This window comes from Sphingomonas sp. (assembly GCF_048595155.1).
Lineage (GTDB): Bacteria > Pseudomonadota > Alphaproteobacteria > Sphingomonadales > Sphingomonadaceae > Sphingomonas_I.
This window is the reverse complement of the sequence record NZ_JBMDXN010000047.1, coordinates 64532-80262: the sequence shown is the minus strand read 5'-3', so window position 1 is coordinate 80262 and position 15731 is coordinate 64532. Positions and strand designations below refer to the sequence as shown.

Genomic DNA, 15731 nt, shown 5'->3' with positions numbered 1-15731 from the left:
TCGCTTACTGTATCCCGCGCGCCCTTATTCGTAGCGCAATGCCAGGATTGGATTGGCCCGCGCGACCCGAACGGCATGGCTGACGATCGTGGCAATCGCGATCGCCAGCGCTAATCCGCCTGCGAACAGGAAGGGCAGCGGGCTGAGCGCGATCCGCGCATCGAAGCCGTTCAACCAGTCGCGCATCACCCACCAGGCGACCGGCCAGGCGATCAGGTTGGCAATCAGCACCGGCTGGCTGAACTGCCATACCAGCAGGCGCACGATATCGCGCGTACGCGCGCCGAGCACCTTGCGGATGCCGATCTCCTTGGTCCGGCGCTCGGCGGTGAACGCCGCCAACCCGAACAAACCCAGGCAGCCGACCACCACCGCCAGCGCCGCAAAGGCGGCGAACATGCCCGCCCGTGCACGTTCGGCCTGATAAAGCCGCCACACGATATCGTCGGAGAAGCTCGCCTCGAACGGCACATCCGGCACGATCTGCTTCCACCGCCGCTCCAGCTGTTCGCGCACGCTGTTCGGATCGGCATGATCGTAGCGGATGATCAGATTGTCCGGGCCGTGGCGATCATATTGGAACATGATCGGTTCCAGCGGATCGCGGATCGAGCGGAAGCGTGAATCCTTGACCACGCCGATAATGGTGACCGGCGTACTACTATCGCTGGCGTCGCTTCCGGTCTCGGCGCGCACCATTTTGCCGATCGCGTCTGCCGGGCTGCGGAACCCCAGCCGCTTCGCCGCCAGCTCGTTCACCACCACGTTAAAGCCGCGCTGCGTAAGCGCGGCAAGATCGGTGGGCTTGGGCGGGAACCCCTCCAGCGTGGTATCATCCATGGCCCGCCCCTGGATAAAGGTCCGGCCCGCCAGCACCGGAATTTCCATCGTGCGGAAGAAGCCGGTGTCGACGCGATAGATGCCGATCGACTGCGCCTCCGTCTGACCCGGCCCTTTCACCCCCATATTACTGCTGTTGCGGGTCCCGACGCCGATGGTGGAGCGGCCGAGAGAGACGACCCCCGGCACGCGGGCCAGTTCGTGTTGCAGCGTCTCGATCACCGGCATGACCGTGCGGTTGATGTTGCGCACCTGGATCAGTCCCTCGCGCTTATACCCCGGGTCGCTGGTGCGCGCATAAACGGTCTGCGCATAGATAATGATCGTACAGGCGATCAGCCCGATCGAAACCGCGAATTGCCCGATTACCAGGATGTTGCGCAACACGCCGGATCCGCGCGCATCGGCCGCGGATTTGTTCGCGCGCAGCACCTTCGCCGGCGGAAATCCGGAGAGGACGAAGGCGGGATAGATGCCTCCGGCAATGCCGACCAGCAGCACCAGGACCAGCACCGGCAGCAAGACGCCATCGCGACCGAAATAATGGAGCGCAAGCTGCGCATCCAGAAAGCGGTTGAGCAGAGGCAGCAGCAATTCGGTCAACGCCAGCGCCACCAGCATCGCCAAGGTGGCGACCAAAACGGATTCTGCCAGGAACTGCAGGATCAGCTGCTTGCGCTGTGCGCCCAGCACCTTGCGCAACGCCACTTCGCGCGCACGCTGGCTCGCCCGCGCCGTCGCCAAGTTGGTGAAATTGACGCAGGCCATGCCCAGCACCAGGGCAGCGATAATCGCGAAGGTCACCAGCGAACGCCGATCGTTGCCGGGCATCATCGCCCCGGACTGCGCCTTGCCCAGATGCACGTCGCGCACATTGGTAAGTTCCCAGCTTTCGGTATCTGCGCGGTTGCTGCGCACGCCATCAACGACGTCATCGGGGATGTTGCGCTTGGCCCATGCCGGCAGTTGGCGGTTCATCTCCGTCGCCGATGCACCTGGCCGCAGGCGCACATAGATATATCCCGCCTGCCATCCCCAGCTGGTCAGGAAGTCGGGGAAATCCGCCCAATAGGATGTGGGATCGTAGCGCGCGAGCATGCCCAGGCTGAGGTGGGTATTCTTCGGAAGATCCCGGATGATGCCGGTAATGTGATAATCGATCGATCTGCCGCGATCGACGATGGTCACCGTCTGACCCATCGGATTGGCACTACCGAACAGGCGCGCCGCCTCCTTTTCGGTCAGCACCAGCGATCCGGGCTTCTGCAACGCGCTGCGGCTATCGCCATGCACGAAAGGCACTTTGAGGATGTCGAACAGGGGGCCATCGACGAAGAAAAAGTCTTCGCTGGTGATGGCGCGCCCATTGCGCAGGATCACCGGTCGGGCTGACCCCGCATAGACGATCTGCTCGACCTGGGGGAAATCCTTCTTCAGCGTCGGGCCGGCAACATAGGCCGCATTCTGCAGCGACATTTCCGTCTGGCCGCGCCCGTCCGCCTTGTAAAAGGATTGGAGCTGATAGGCGCGATCGCCCTCCGGCAGCCACCGGTCGTAACTCATCTCATAGCGCACGAAGAGCAGGATCAGCAGACAGGCGGCCATGCCGATCGCGAGGCCGAAGATGTTGATGAACGCATAGGTCCTGTTCTTCGCCAGGGCGCGCAGACCGACGGTGAGATAATTGCGGAGCATGGCGCGTTCCTATTCGTAGCGCAGGGCGTCAATGGGTCGGGTGCGCGCCACCCGCAGCGAATGGCCGGCAACCGTGACGAGCGCGATGGCCAGTGCGAGCAGGCCTGCCAGCAGGAACGGCACGGGCGTCAACGCGATGCGCAGATCGAACGTGTTCAGCCAGTCGCGCATCGCCCACCACCCGATCGGCCAGGCAATCAGATTGGCGAGCACGACCGGCTTCGAAAATTGCCAGGCGATCAGCCGCACGATGTCGCTCACCTTGGCCCCCAGCACCTTGCGGATGCCGATCTCCTTGGTCCGCCGTTCGGTGGCGAAGGCCGCCAGCGCATAGAGGCCAAGGCAGGCGATCAGCACCGCCAGTGCGGAGAAAGCCGCGAACAATTCGGTGCGCCCGCGTTCGGCCGCATACAGGTCATGTACGATGTCGTCGGCGAAGCGCGCCTCGAACGGAATTTCCGGCTCGAACCGGCGCCACACCCTGTTGAGCGCGGCCATCACCTCGCCCGGCCGGGCGCCGGCATAACGCACCACGACCTGGCTCGTCCGCTCGGGATCATAGCTGTAGACGATCGGATCGAGCGCATCGCGCGCGGTGCGGAAGCGCGTATCCTCGACCACGCCGACGATCGTGGCCGGGGCCATTGCATCGCCGAAATTGACCTGGATCGTCTCGCCGATCGCGGCTTTGGGTGCGCGGAAGCCGAACTGTGCGGCGGCGCTGCGGTTGACGATCACGTTCACGCCACGACGGGCCAGCTGCGCGCCACTGGCGTCGGCGACGCGATCCAGGGGGACGGCGTCGCCCAATGCGCGGCCGGCCAGCAGCTTTACGTCCATCGTCGGCAGGAAACCCGCATCGATGCTGTAGAGGCTCATCGTCACATAGGCGCCGCCATTCGGCGCACGCGTCAGCCGCTTGGTGGTTTCGGCCGATCCCAGCCCCAGCCCGGTGCGGCCGACCGCCGTGACGCCCGGAATGGCGCGCATCGCAACGCGCGCCGCCTCATATTCGGTCCCTTGTGTAAAGCGCCAGGCATTGTCGATCTGCACCAGCCCATCGCGGCGATAGCCGGGATCGACCCGCTCCACGAACTGCGTCTGCGACCAGACGATGACGGTGCTGGCGATCAGGCCGATCGCGATCGCGAACTGAACAACCACCAGCAGGTTACGCAATCGGCTGCCGCCCGGTGTCTCCGCCGATCCGCGGCTGGCATGGAGCACGCGCGCCGGCCGGAACCGGCTGATCACGAACGCGGGATAGAGGCCGCTGGCCAGGCCCGCGAGCAGGAACATGCCGATCGCCGGCAGCAGCAATCCGTCCCGGCCGAGATAGCCGACACGCAGGTCCGCACCGATGATCCGCGCGAGCGTCGGCGTTGCCAGCTCTGCGATGGTGAGCGCGATGATCGTGGCGATGCCTGCGACGAGCAGGCCTTCGCCCACGAACTGAACGATCAACTGGCGCCGCGTCGCCCCGAACACCTTGCGCAGAGCAACTTCCCGCGCGCGCTGGATCGCATGCGCGGTGCTGAGATTGATGAAGTTCACGATGGCCATCGCCAACGTCAGCAGCGCAACGACCGCGAAGGTCGCCAGCGCGCGCGGATCGCCGCCGGGGGTGAGCGCTGCCTCCTGCGCCGGCCCCAAGTGGACCGCGCCGATCGGCGCCAGTTTGAACGCGAACACGCCGCTTGCGACCAGCCAAACTGCTTGGCCATTGATCGTTACCGGCGGCATCACGCGCTTGCCCCAATTGAACAGGCCGGCATTGATCGCCGCCGCGTCACCGGGCGCGCGCAGTTTCACATAATGGATTTGGTTATTCTGCCCCCATCCGCGCAGCTCCGGCGGCGTTCGATTGGGATCGCGCAGCGAGATCACGCCCAGCTTCAGGCTGCTATTGCGCGGCAGATCCTTGATCACGCCGCTGATCCGCTTGCCCCCTTTGCCCGCACCCGCCCCCATGATTATCATCTTGCCGACCGCATCGGTCGTGCCGACCAGGCGCACCGCATCCTTTTCCGTCAGCACGATCGCATTGGGGTCGCGCAAGGCGGTTGCCGCCGAACCCTGTACGAACGGCAGCGGAAAAACCTTGAAGAAGTCGCGATCGACCGCGGTCGCATCCAGGAAGATCGGCTGGCCATTCTGCTCGGTCACGGTCTTGCCCCAGCCGACCGATGTGATCGCCTCGATCTGCGGAAAACCGCCCGGCAGCGCCTCGTATATTGGGAAAGCGCTGGCCTGGCTGCGCACCTCGGCCATGCCCGGCGCGCGCACCGTCGTCTGGACCTGGAAGACGCGGTCGCCGTCGGTCAGCCAGCTGTCGTAACTGCGCTCGTAGCGGATATAGTTCAGGATCAGGAGGCAGCCGGCCAGGCCCAGCGCCAGCCCGCCGATGTTGATCGCCGCGCGGCCGGGATGGCGCACCAGCATGCGGATCGCCATCATCCAATAATTGCGCAGCATGCCGCCCATATCCGTTCCCCTGTTCGATGAGGGCCCCGTCCGCCCGGCTAGGCCGGAAGGGACACGGAACGGAGCCCTCACCCGCCCCTGCGCGCTGACTACGCAGGGGTGTTCCTCATGCGGCGCGCTTGCGCTCGGCCAATACCTGCCCATCCAGCATGTTGACGATGCGGCCCGCATAATCGGCATGGCTGGGCGAATGCGTCACCATCACCACCGTCGTGCCCTCACGGTTCAGCGACTGCAGCATGCGCATGACTTCCTCGCCATGCTGCGTATCGAGATTGCCGGTCGGCTCGTCCGCCAGGATCAGGTCCGGGCTGCCTACGACCGCGCGCGCCACCGCAACGCGCTGCTGCTGGCCACCGGACAATTGGCTGGGGCGATGATCGGCGCGATGCGCGACACCGACCTTGTCCATCACCGCGTCCACCCGCGCGCGCCGTTCGGCGGCGCCAATGCCGTGATACAGAAGTGCCAGCTCGATATTCTCGCGCACCGAAAGCTCGTCGACCAGATTGAAGCTCTGGAAGATGAAGCCGATATGGCGCTTGCGGATGTCGCTCAGCTTGGCTTCCGACAGCCCGGCAACCTCATGCTCGCCGAAGCGGTACGAGCCGGACGAAGGGCTATCCAACAGCCCCAATATGTTCAGCAGGGTCGATTTGCCGCAGCCCGACGGACCCATGATCGCGACGAATTCGCCATCCAAGATGTCGAGATTGATCGCGTCGAGCGCGGTCGTTTCGACCGTATCGGTGCGATAGACGCGGGAAAGATTACGTAGCGACAGCATAGGTCGTTCCCCTAACATCCGCCCCGCACCGCTCGCCCCGAGCGAAGTCGAGGGGCATTGCCGAGCGAAGTCGAGGCATTCTCGCTTCGCTCGAACATGCGTCTCGACTGCGCTCGACGCGAACGGTCGGGTGAGGTGATCATTGCGAAATATCCAGCCGATCCTTGTCGGTGAAACCCGTATAGGGTGACGTCACGACCTTTTCGCCCGGCTCCAGCCCGTCCAATATCTCGATATAGTCGGTGTTGCGCCGGCCCAATCGCACCTGCCGCTTGACCGCACTACGGCCATTCGGCGCCACCACGAACACCCATTGGCCGCCCGTATCGTTGTAAAATGCGCCGTTCGGCAGCAGCCGCGCCGGCGTCGGATCACCAAAAGTCAGCTTCGCTTGCAGCGTCTGGCCGCGCTGAATGCCCTGCGGTTCCCCGTCCAGGAACCACAAATCCGCTTCGAAGATACCGTTTTTCACCTGCGGAAAGATCTTGGCGACCTTCAGACGATAGGTCTTGCCGCCATAATCGACCGTCGCGATCTGCCCCGGCTGGACGCGTCCGAGATAATATTCGTCTACCTGCGCGCGCAGCTTGTTGCGGCCGGGGCTGTCGATCTGGCCGATCCGCTCGCCCCGGCTCATGCTTTCGCCCACCTCGATCGCGAACGAGGATAATTGGCCGGAGACCGGTGCGCGCAGATTGAGCTGATCCAGATTGCCGCGGGCGATGCCCAATGCCGCTTCCAGCGACCGGGCGGTGGCGCGCAATTGGGTCAGCTGGTTCGACTGGAGCCGGCTCTGCGTCGCCTGCGCATCGCGCACCTGGCGCAATCTTTTCTGCTGGAACACCAGATCGTCCCGCGTGTCGCCGAACGTTTTGGCAGAGACGAAGCCGCGCTTCGCCAGCGGCGATTGCAGGTCGTAGAGACGTTGCGCCTTCGCCAGTTCATTCTCCGCCTGCGTCACGGCCCGATCATTTTCCGACAGCGTCTGCGACAGGCTGAGCTCGGTCACGCGCAGATTGTTCAGCTGCTGGGCGACATCGGTTTCGGACCGCAAGGTCGCCAATTGCAGATCCGCGTTCGACATCACCGCCAGCAGCTGCCCCTTCTGCACGAAGGCGCCATCCTCGACGACCTTGCGTTCGACCCGCCCGCCCTCGACCGCATCCAGATAGACGGTCAGCGCGGGCGTGACGAGCGAGCGCAAAGGCAGGAAATCGTCGAACCGGCCCTGACGCACTTCGGATAGGGTCAGCCGATCCGCCGATATCGTCTGTCGGTTGCCGCGCGGTGCCAGCCACCAGGCGAGCGCAAGCAGCAGCACCAGCCCGATGCCGGCCGCGGCAAGGATGACCTTGGGCAGCTTCCGACGGGTGATTGGCCGATCCATGCCCCCGGAAAAGGAGGCCGCCAACGGCTCGGACTGGATGCGCACGACGCTCATGGGGATCAGCATTGCAGAGGTCGTGCCAGACGGTGCGGACGGCTTAACAACGGTTCAGCTTCCGAAAAATTGCGCTGGGTGACGGGGCACCAGTGTCCGTTTCCGGACGTTTGTGTCCGTTGCCGGACAGGCGTCTGCGGACTGCCTGCCCGCAAACGAACGAAAAAGCCCCTGCACGCAATTGGATAGACTGGCACGTTTGTTGATACGCGGGCCGAGGCTGGTTAATCCCTGATGTCGGGGGGAGTAAGAAGATGGCGGATAAACCCGCATTCGATTTGTGCGTGGTCGTCGACGACGATGCCGACATATTGTTGGCGGCGCGGCTCCTGCTGCGCGAGCTGTTCGCCGAGGTCGTAACGACACCCTCGCCCGCGGAAGCGCTGGACGTGATCGCCAAGCGATCGCCGGACGTCGTCTTGCTCGACGCCAACTTCATGCGCGGCGCGACCGATGGCCGCGAAGGCTTCCTGTGGCTCGGCCGCATCCTGGCCCGCGATCCGGACGCGGTCGTCGTCCTGATCACCGCGCATGGCGGCGTTCAGATCGCGGTCGAGGCGATGAAACAGGGGGCGACCGATTTCGTCAGCAAGCCGTGGAACAATGAACGCCTGCTCGCCACCGTGCGAACCGCTGCGGCGCTGCGCAATTCCCGCCGCGCGACCGGCCTCGAAAAGGCCCGCGCCCAGGCCATCGCCACGCCGGCCGGCGATGTGCCCTTGCTGGGCGAAAGTGCCGCGATCCGACGCGTGCTGGCGCTCATCGAACGGGCCGGACCGACCGATGCGAACGTGCTGATCACCGGCGAGAACGGCACCGGCAAGGAGCTGGTGGCGCGCGCCATCCATCGCGCCTCGCGCCGCGCCGACAAGGTGATGCTGCCGGTCGATCTCGGCGCCATTGCCGAGCCGCTGATCGACAGTGAGCTGTTCGGCCACCTGAAAGGCAGCTTCACCGACGCCCGCACCGACCGGATCGGCCGCATGCAGGCGGCGGACGGCGGCACCTTGTTCCTGGATGAAGTCGGCAATCTGCCGCTGCACCTTCAGCCAAAATTGCTGACCGCGCTGGAACAGCGTCAGATCACCCCGGTCGGATCGAACAAATCGATCCCGATCGACATTCGCGTCGTTTCCGCGACCAACCTGCCGCCCGAGCAGTTGGAGGATCCGCGCCAGTTCCGCACCGATTTGCTGTTTCGCCTCAACACGGTGGAAATTCCGCTGCCGCCGCTGCGCGAGCGGGCGGAGGATGTGCCGCTGCTGCTCGATCATTTCCTGGGCGTCTACGCACGTAAATATGGCAAGCCGGCGCGCGCGCTGCCGGCCTCCGTGCTGGCGGCTTTGTCGGGCTATGATTGGCCGGGCAACGTGCGTGCTTTGCGGCATGCGGCCGAACGCGCCGTCATCCTGGCCGAAGGCGACGCCTATGCCGTGTCCGACTTTCCGCTTGCCCGCTCCGCGCCCGCCATCCGCGTGCCGCCCGTCGCGGCCGCCATACCCGCGCCTGAGCCAGGACTGCATCTGGGCCGCGCCGAAAAGCAGATGATCGAGCGCGCGCTGCAGAAACACGCCTATAACATCTCGTCCGCCGCCGCCGAGCTCGGCCTAACCCGCGGCTCGCTCTATCGGCGTATGGAGAAGCATGGGCTTTGAGCAGAATTTCGCCGTCGGCTTCGGCTGGCGGCTGCTGCTCCTGCTGGCGGCAGTTGCCGCCCTTGCCTTGTCACTCTGGCAGCCGGGCCTTGCCGCGGCGCGCCTGCTCGCCACCCTGTTCGTTATCGGCGCAACCTGGGGCCTGTGGCATTATATCGGACGGACCAATCGGGAGGTTGCTCGCTTCGTCGAGGGGCTACGCTATGGCGATTTCAGCCAGGGGTTCGGCCGCACCGTTGGCGGCGGCTTCGATGAACTGGGCCAGGCGCTGGGGGACGCGATGCGGCAGCTGCGCGCGGAACGCGCCCAAGCCAATGACGAGGCGCGCGTGCAGGCGGCGCTTGCGGATGAGGCACCATCGGCCTTGCTCCTGGTCGATGACGCCGAGCGGGTGACGCTGGCCAACAAGGCCGCACGCAAGACCTTCTATCGACTGGCGGGCGCGCGGGTCGACGATTTCGCACCCTATGGCGCCGAATTGGTGACGCTGCTGCGCGCGGGCAGCGAAGTTGGCGTCCACAAGGTCATCCCGCTGCGCGTCGATGGCATCGTGCAGCGCGCGATGGTGTCGCGCGCCTCCCTCGATCGGCTCGGCCGCCCGCTCGCCATCGTCTCCGTCCAGCCGATCCAGCAGGAATTGTCGGCGGTCGAGCTGACCGCGCAGGCCGATCTGGTTCGTGTCCTGACGCACGAGATCATGAATTCGATGACGCCGGTCGTCTCGCTCGCCGAAAGCGCCGCGCGCCTGATGGGAGAGGTCGCGCGGGGCGATCCGGCCATCGACGACGCCCGCATGGCGGTGGAAACCCTGGCTCGGCGCGCCAGCGGCATCATGCATTTCGTCGAATCCTACCGCGAGTTCAGCCGCGTGCCCGTGGTGATGCGCCGGCACTTCGCCGCAGCGCCCTGGGCGGAGGAATTGAAGCGGCTGTTCGCTGCATCCGACGCCGGCCGCAGCGCCCCGCTCGATCTGCGCATTCATCCCGCCGACCTCACCATCGATGCCGATCCCGATCTGCTCGCGCAGGTTGTGATCAATCTGCTGAAGAACGGCGCTGAGGCGGCGCGCGACCATAGTGGGTCGCCGGAAGTCACCCTGATCATCGGCCTGCTACCAGGCGGCCGGATTATCATCACCATCGGCGACAATGGCCCCGGCATCCCCGCTGAAATGGCGGAGGAGATATTCCTGCCCTTCTTCACCACCAAGCCGGGCGGGACGGGCGTCGGGCTCAGCCTGGGCCGGCGTATCATCGGCGCGCACGGCGGCACGATCGCGCTTGGCCAGGCAGAGGGAGGCGCCTGTTTCGAGATCGTCTTGTAACAAAGTATCTTAGTCGAAGCGTATACGGCTTAAACGGTGCACTTGCATCACCGGTCGATCCAACTATCGGCATAAACGTGCCGAATTCGCTGAGACAGAAGATCGTTTCGGATCGCTGGTTCAACCGCCTGGTTGTTGTCGCCTTCGCGCTCGGCTTTCTCGCGCTGATGGGTGCGGGCTTCGCCGCCACCCAGGCAATCCTGCAAAATCAGGATCAGACGCGCTGGGTGAACCACACCTATCAGGTCGAGCGGTCCATCTCTCGCTACCGCGTGTTGGTGGAGCGGCTAGAGGCGGCCCGGCGTGGATATTTGCTGCGGCGAGAGCATGGCCTGTCGCGAACCTTCACGCAGACCGCCAATCAGATCGGCCCCGCGCTCGACGAGATGCGCCGCCTGTCCGACGACAATCCGCGCCAGCAGGCCAATATCGAGGCGCTCACCGCGCTTACCGAAGCGCATATGAACACCCTCGGCAAGTCGGTCGCGCTGGTCAGCGCCGGCAAGCGGGATGAGGCGATCGCAAGCTTCAATGAGGGCGCCAGTCTGGATTTGATCCGCGCCATCCGCACCGGGGCCGATCGGATGCTGGTCGAGGAGGATCGGCTGCTGAAGATCCGCAATGCGGAGCAGCGGGAGACACTGATCCGCTTCTTCGTCATCCTGGCCGGTTCCGGCGTATTGCTGGTCGTGGTGGCGGGCAGCTCGATCTACGTCATCATCCGCTACACCAAGGATCTGACCCGTTCGCGCGATGCGCTGACAAAGCTCAACGAAAATCTCGAAAATGCGGTGCGCGAACGGACGGGCGACCTCCAGCGCGCCAATGAGGAAATCCAGCGCTTTGCCTATATCGTCAGCCACGATTTGCGCTCGCCACTCGTCAACGTCATGGGCTTCACCGCCGAGCTGGAGGCGGCGAGCAAGCGCTTGAGCACGATGATGGACCGGGTGGAGGAACAGGCGCCCGACATGATCGATGCCGATGATCGGCTGGCCGCGCGCGAGGATCTGCCGGAGGCAATCGGCTTCATCCGCACCTCCACCCAAAAGATGGATCGGCTGATCAACGCCATCCTACGGCTATCGCGCGAGGGCCGCCGCCCGATCACGCCCGAACGGCTCGATATGGACGCGCTGATGGCCAGCGTGGTCGGCACGCTCCGCCACCGCATCGACGAGCTGGGCATCGAGGTCCGCGTCGCACCGGGACTGCCCGGCCTGACCAGCGATCGACTTGCCGTCGAGCAGGTGATGTCCAATATTGTCGAGAATGCGATCAAATATCTCGATCCCAGCCGGCCCGGCCGGATCGAGATACGCGGTCAACGCAACGGTCCGCGCGCGACCTTCGCCATCATCGACAATGGCCGCGGCATCGATCCGAAGGATCATGAGCGTATCTTCGACCTGTTCCGCCGTTCCGGCAAACAGGATCAGCCCGGCGAGGGAATCGGGCTCGCGCATACGCGCGCATTGGCCTATCGCCTCGGCGGGACAATTAGCGTGGAATCAGAATTGGGTAAGGGTGCGGCCTTCCGCATCAACCTGCCCATCCACTATGTGGACGACCAGAAAGCAGTGGCATGAACAATCAACAGCCGGTCAACATCATCATGATCGAGGACGATGAGGGGCATGCCCGCCTCATCGAGAAGAATATCCGTCGCGCCGGTATCTCGAACGACATTCATCATTTCACCGATGGCACGTCTGCACTGGCCTATCTCTACGAGGATCCGAACGGACCGGCGCATAACGGACCGGCGCTGATCCTGCTCGATCTCAACCTGCCGGATATGAGCGGGACGGACATCCTGACCCGCATCAAGGCAGACGCGAGCCCGCTCCGGCGGACGCCTGTCGTCGTGCTCACCACCACCGATGACAAGGTCGAAATCCAGCGCTGCTACGATCTGGGCTGCAACGTCTACATCACCAAGCCGGTCAATTATGAGAGCTTTGCGGACGCGATCCGCCAGCTTGGCCTGTTCCTGTCGGTAATTCAGGTGCCGGACCTGCCCGAATCCTGATGACGCAGGCCGAAGACGCCCCTCGCATTCTCTACATCGACGATGACGACGGTCTTCGGCGGCTGGTGTCGCGCGCGCTGGAGCGGCGCGGCTTTCGCGTCGATACGGCAGCCGGCGGCGTGGAAGGCGCCACCATGGCGGCCGACCATCCTTACGATCTCGTCGCGGTCGATCATTATATGCCGGGGCAGGACGGGCTGACCACGCTGCAGCAGCTGCAAAAGCTGCCCTCCCCGCCGCCGGTGATCTACGTCACCGGATCGGAAGAAAGCCGGGTCGCGGTGGCGGCGTTGAAGGCGGGCGCGATCGACTATGTCGTAAAGACCGTCGGCGAAGAGTTTTTCGACCTGCTCACCCGGGCTATCGACCAGGGCCTGACCCGCGTGCGCATGCAGGCGGAGAAAGAGCAGACCGAGGAGCAATTGCGGCAGAGCAACGAGCGGCTGCAGGCGATGCTGACGGAGGTCAACCACCGCGTCGCCAACAGCCTCCAACTCGTCTCCGCCTTCGTTCACATGCAGGCGCGTAGCGTCGGCAACGAGGAGGCCAAGACCGCCTTGGCCGACACGCAGCGCCGCATCGGCGCGATCGCGCAGGTCCATCGCCGTCTTTATACCGGCCATTCCGTCAATAAAGTCGACATGGTCGAATATCTCGCCTCCCTGCTGGAGGAAATTGGCGACACCTGGTCGACCCCGGAAGCGCCACGCGCGCTGACGCTGTCGGCCGAGCCACTGGAGCTCGGCACGGACAAGGCGGTGGCCGTCGGGGTGATCGTCAACGAACTCGTCTCCAACGCCTGCAAATATGCCTATGGATCGACCGATACGGGCGAAGTGCGCGTGCAGCTGCGTTCCGAAGGCGACCGGTTCGTCCTGCAGGTGGAAGATGACGGCTGTGGCCTGCCCAAGGACGGGTCGATCAAGGGGACCGGGCTCGGCTCCAAGCTGGTGAGCGCCATGGCAGCGACGCTCAAGGCCGCGATCGATTATGATCCGGGTCATGCCGGCGTGCGCGCGACCCTGGTCGCCGCAGCGGCCTGACCATGCGCCAAGCCACCGGCACGATCGAGATCGCGAGCGCCGGCGCAGGACTGTACGAATTCACGCACGAGGTCAGCCGCTGGGTCGCCAACCAGGATATGGCGAACGGCCTGCTTACCCTGTTCTGTCGGCACACGTCGGCCTCCCTGCTGATCCAGGAAAATGCCGCGCCCGAGGTCCAGGACGATATCCTCGCCTTCTTCAGCCGCCTCGCGCCCGAAGATCGCAGTCTCTATGCGCATGACGATGAGGGGCCGGACGACATGCCCGCCCACCTCAAGACCGCGCTCACGCAAGTGTCGCTCGGAATCCCGCTCGTCCAGGGCCGCCTCGCGCTCGGCACGTGGCAGGGCATCTACCTGTTCGAACATCGTCGCCACGCCCACCGGCGCAGCGTCGTGATGCACCTGATCGGCGAATAAGGGCGATCGCCGTACAGCCCAATCCTTCCCATTCCCCCGTCATGCCAGCGATGGCTGGCATCCACAGACCTCGCCCCATGCCGTTCGGCCAGGAAGTAAGTTCGCGATAGCGGCCGGCAGCCTCATCGACAGCATGCGGGGCCAGCGCCATGGGCCCCAGCCTCCGCTGGGGCGACGTGGGAAGCGAGAGAGGCATTCGTAGCAATCCGTCCCGCCCGGGCGGATCAGGCTTTCTCAGTCCTCTGCCTCTTCCTTGGGCGCCTGGCCCTTGAAGCCCTGTGCGATCACATACCATTCGGACGAATCCTTGCGGCTCGCCGGCGGCTTGGCATGCTTCACCGCCGTGAACATCCGCTTCAGCGTCGCCACCAGCGCGCTGTCCGCACCACCCGCCAGCACCTTCGCCACGAACGCACCGCCCGGCGACAGCACGTCACCGGCAAACTCTGCGGCCGCCTCGACCAACCCCATCGTGCGCAGATGATCGGTCTGTTGATGGCCGACCGTATTGGCCGCCATGTCCGACAGCACCAGATCCGCCTTGCCGCCCAATTCCTCGGTCAGCCGGGCCGGCGCCTCGTCCGCCATGAAGTCCATCTGCAGGATGACGACATCCTCGATCGGGTCGGTCGGCAGCAGATCGATCCCGACGATCCGCGCAGTAGCGGAGCGACGGCGTACCACCTGGCTCCAGCCGCCGGGCGCGATGCCGAGGTCGATCACGCGCTTGGCGCCCTTGAGGAAGCCGAAGCGTTCGTCCAGCTCCAGCAGCTTATAGGCGGCCCGGCTGCGATAGCCTTCGGCCTTCGCACGACGCACATAAGGGTCGTTCAGCTGCCGCTCCAGCCAACGGGTCGACGCCGCGGTGCGGCCCCGCCCGGTACGAACACGCACGCGCCCGCCTGATCCACCGCGGCTCATGGTTTGACGAACTCGTGCGCCATCAACGTCCTTAATATACCTTCACGAATGCCCCGGTCCGCCACGCTTAGGCGCTCGGCCGGCCACAAATCCAATATGCCTTCCAGGATTGCGCACCCGGCCACGACCAGATCGGCGCGCTCGCTGCCGATACAGGCCAGGCGGGCACGCTCCGCCACGCTCATCCCGGCCAGCCGCTGGCTGAGAGTGCGCATCGCGCCCGAGGGCACGATCAGCCCGTCGACCGCGCGGCGGTCATAATTGGGCAGCTCCAGATGAAGGCTGGCGAGCGTCGTCACCGTGCCGCTGGTACCCAGCAAGCGTCCGCCATCGGCGACCCCGCGCGCTTTCAGCGTGGCGGCAAAGGGCGCGAACGCTTCGGCCACCCGTGCCCGCATCCGTCCATAGGCTGCGCGGAGCTCCGCTTCGCTATTCCCGCTATGCGGCTCGCTTTCGCTGAGCGACACCACGCCCCAGGGCGCCGAGAACCAGTCGCCGACATGCGGCGCGCCTGCGCTTTCGCCATCAAGCAGGACGAGCTCGGTCGATCCGCCGCCAATGTCGAACACCAGGGCAGGGCCGGTACCCGGCTCCAGCAGCGCATGACAGCCGGTTACCGCCAGCCGCGCCTCCTGCTCGGCGGTGATGATCTGCAGCTGGATGCCGGTTTCCGCAAGCACGCGGGCCACGAACTCGCGCCCGTTAGCAGCACGGCGGCAGGCCTCCGTCGCGACCGATCGCACCAGCGTGACGTTGCGCCGCTTCAGCTTGTCCGAACAGATGGTCAACGCGGCCAGGGCGCGATCCATGGCCACGTCGCTGAGCCGCCCGGTCGCGGCCAATCCCTCGCCCAGCCGGACGATTCGCGAAAAGGCGTCGATGACGACGAACCCGTCGCCGGCGGGACGGGCGATCAGCAGCCGACAATTATTGGTGCCCAGATCCAGCGCGGCATAGGTGCCACGCATCGACGATGCCCGCGAGGGGCGGGCGGGGGGCGCGGCGTCGCGGCGCGATGCGCCGGCCGCCTGCGTCGCTTGATGCGCGCGCTCTGCCATTCTCCGTCTCTTATATTCTCCGGAATCGG

12 protein-coding genes are annotated in these 15731 nt (G+C 65.0%); 6 read left to right on the top strand and 6 right to left on the bottom strand.

The annotated features are described in order from the left end of the window. Nucleotides 1-24: 24 nt before the first annotated feature. The 4 genes from ACOJSI_RS07620 to ACOJSI_RS07605 form a co-directional block, all read right to left on the bottom strand. Nucleotides 25-2535, bottom strand: coding sequence for an ABC transporter permease (locus ACOJSI_RS07620; RefSeq protein WP_420137666.1), 2511 nt, complete (start codon nucleotides 2533-2535; stop codon nucleotides 25-27). 9 nt (nucleotides 2536-2544) lie between these two features. Then, nucleotides 2545-5019 (bottom strand): FtsX-like permease family protein, encoded by a 2475-nt coding sequence (locus ACOJSI_RS07615; RefSeq protein WP_420137665.1) that lies wholly within the window; start codon nucleotides 5017-5019, stop codon nucleotides 2545-2547. Between the two features lie 106 nt (nucleotides 5020-5125). Next, nucleotides 5126-5806: an ABC transporter ATP-binding protein gene (locus ACOJSI_RS07610; RefSeq protein ID WP_420137664.1), complete on the bottom strand. Its 681-nt coding sequence runs from the start codon at nucleotides 5804-5806 to the stop codon at nucleotides 5126-5128. 139 nt (nucleotides 5807-5945) lie between these two features. Continuing rightward, nucleotides 5946-7247 (bottom strand): efflux RND transporter periplasmic adaptor subunit, encoded by a 1302-nt coding sequence (locus tag ACOJSI_RS07605; RefSeq protein ID WP_420137663.1) that lies wholly within the window; start codon nucleotides 7245-7247, stop codon nucleotides 5946-5948. A 254-nt stretch (nucleotides 7248-7501) separates the two neighbouring features. Between ACOJSI_RS07605 and ACOJSI_RS07600 the strand changes: the two genes are divergently transcribed. The 6 genes from ACOJSI_RS07600 (at nucleotide 7502) to ACOJSI_RS07575 (ending at nucleotide 13723) form a co-directional block, all read left to right on the top strand. Beyond that, complete coding sequence (locus ACOJSI_RS07600; RefSeq protein WP_420137662.1) at nucleotides 7502-8902, top strand: sigma-54-dependent transcriptional regulator; 1401 nt, start codon at nucleotides 7502-7504, stop codon at nucleotides 8900-8902. Next, nucleotides 8892-10226, top strand: coding sequence for a sensor histidine kinase (locus ACOJSI_RS07595; RefSeq protein ID WP_420137661.1), 1335 nt, complete (start codon nucleotides 8892-8894; stop codon nucleotides 10224-10226). Before ACOJSI_RS07600 ends, ACOJSI_RS07595 begins: the two co-directional genes overlap by 11 nt. A 77-nt stretch (nucleotides 10227-10303) precedes the next feature. Next, nucleotides 10304-11815 carry a sensor histidine kinase gene (locus tag ACOJSI_RS07590; protein ID WP_420137660.1) on the top strand — a complete coding sequence of 504 codons (1512 nt, stop codon included), beginning with the start codon at nucleotides 10304-10306 and terminating at the stop codon, nucleotides 11813-11815. Continuing rightward, a complete protein-coding gene (locus tag ACOJSI_RS07585; protein ID WP_420137659.1) occupies nucleotides 11812-12258 on the top strand; it encodes a response regulator in 447 nt (148 codons plus the stop codon). The genes ACOJSI_RS07590 and ACOJSI_RS07585 overlap by 4 nt, the downstream gene beginning before the upstream one ends. Next, nucleotides 12258-13301, top strand: a complete 1044-nt coding sequence (locus tag ACOJSI_RS07580) for a sensor histidine kinase (protein WP_420137658.1) — start codon at nucleotides 12258-12260, stop codon at nucleotides 13299-13301. The genes ACOJSI_RS07585 and ACOJSI_RS07580 overlap by 1 nt, the downstream gene beginning before the upstream one ends. Before the next feature lie 2 nt (nucleotides 13302-13303). Then, nucleotides 13304-13723, top strand: coding sequence for a secondary thiamine-phosphate synthase enzyme YjbQ (locus ACOJSI_RS07575; RefSeq protein ID WP_420137657.1), 420 nt, complete (start codon nucleotides 13304-13306; stop codon nucleotides 13721-13723). Nucleotides 13724-13957: 234 nt separating this feature from the next. On the opposite strand, the gene ACOJSI_RS07570 is transcribed toward ACOJSI_RS07575, so the two are convergent. Both ACOJSI_RS07570 and ACOJSI_RS07565 read right to left on the bottom strand, forming a co-directional pair. After that, on the bottom strand, nucleotides 13958-14644 hold the full coding sequence (locus ACOJSI_RS07570) for an RlmE family RNA methyltransferase (protein WP_420137656.1): 687 nt from the start codon (nucleotides 14642-14644) through the stop codon (nucleotides 13958-13960). Further along, complete coding sequence (locus ACOJSI_RS07565) at nucleotides 14641-15702, bottom strand: Ppx/GppA phosphatase family protein (protein ID WP_420137655.1); 1062 nt, start codon at nucleotides 15700-15702, stop codon at nucleotides 14641-14643. Before ACOJSI_RS07565 ends, ACOJSI_RS07570 begins: the two co-directional genes overlap by 4 nt. Nucleotides 15703-15731 lie beyond the last annotated feature (29 nt).

Excerpts from the sequence above, each read along its gene's own strand:
- ACOJSI_RS07565 (WP_420137655.1), bottom strand. The coding sequence starts at position 15,702 with ATGGCAGAGCGCGCGCATCAAGCGACGCAGGCGGCCGGCGCATCGCGC.
- ACOJSI_RS07575 (WP_420137657.1), top strand. The coding sequence starts at position 13,304 with ATGCGCCAAGCCACCGGCACGATCGAGATCGCGAGCGCCGGCGCAGGA.
- ACOJSI_RS07620 (WP_420137666.1), bottom strand. The coding sequence starts at position 2,535 with ATGCTCCGCAATTATCTCACCGTCGGTCTGCGCGCCCTGGCGAAGAAC.
- ACOJSI_RS07600 (WP_420137662.1), top strand. The coding sequence starts at position 7,502 with ATGGCGGATAAACCCGCATTCGATTTGTGCGTGGTCGTCGACGACGAT.
- ACOJSI_RS07570 (WP_420137656.1), bottom strand. The coding sequence starts at position 14,644 with ATGAGCCGCGGTGGATCAGGCGGGCGCGTGCGTGTTCGTACCGGGCGG.
- ACOJSI_RS07595 (WP_420137661.1), top strand. The coding sequence starts at position 8,892 with ATGGGCTTTGAGCAGAATTTCGCCGTCGGCTTCGGCTGGCGGCTGCTG.
- ACOJSI_RS07605 (WP_420137663.1), bottom strand. The coding sequence starts at position 7,247 with ATGAGCGTCGTGCGCATCCAGTCCGAGCCGTTGGCGGCCTCCTTTTCC.
- ACOJSI_RS07615 (WP_420137665.1), bottom strand. The coding sequence starts at position 5,019 with ATGGGCGGCATGCTGCGCAATTATTGGATGATGGCGATCCGCATGCTG.
- ACOJSI_RS07580 (WP_420137658.1), top strand. The coding sequence starts at position 12,258 with ATGACGCAGGCCGAAGACGCCCCTCGCATTCTCTACATCGACGATGAC.
- ACOJSI_RS07610 (WP_420137664.1), bottom strand. The coding sequence starts at position 5,806 with ATGCTGTCGCTACGTAATCTTTCCCGCGTCTATCGCACCGATACGGTC.
- ACOJSI_RS07585 (WP_420137659.1), top strand. The coding sequence starts at position 11,812 with ATGAACAATCAACAGCCGGTCAACATCATCATGATCGAGGACGATGAG.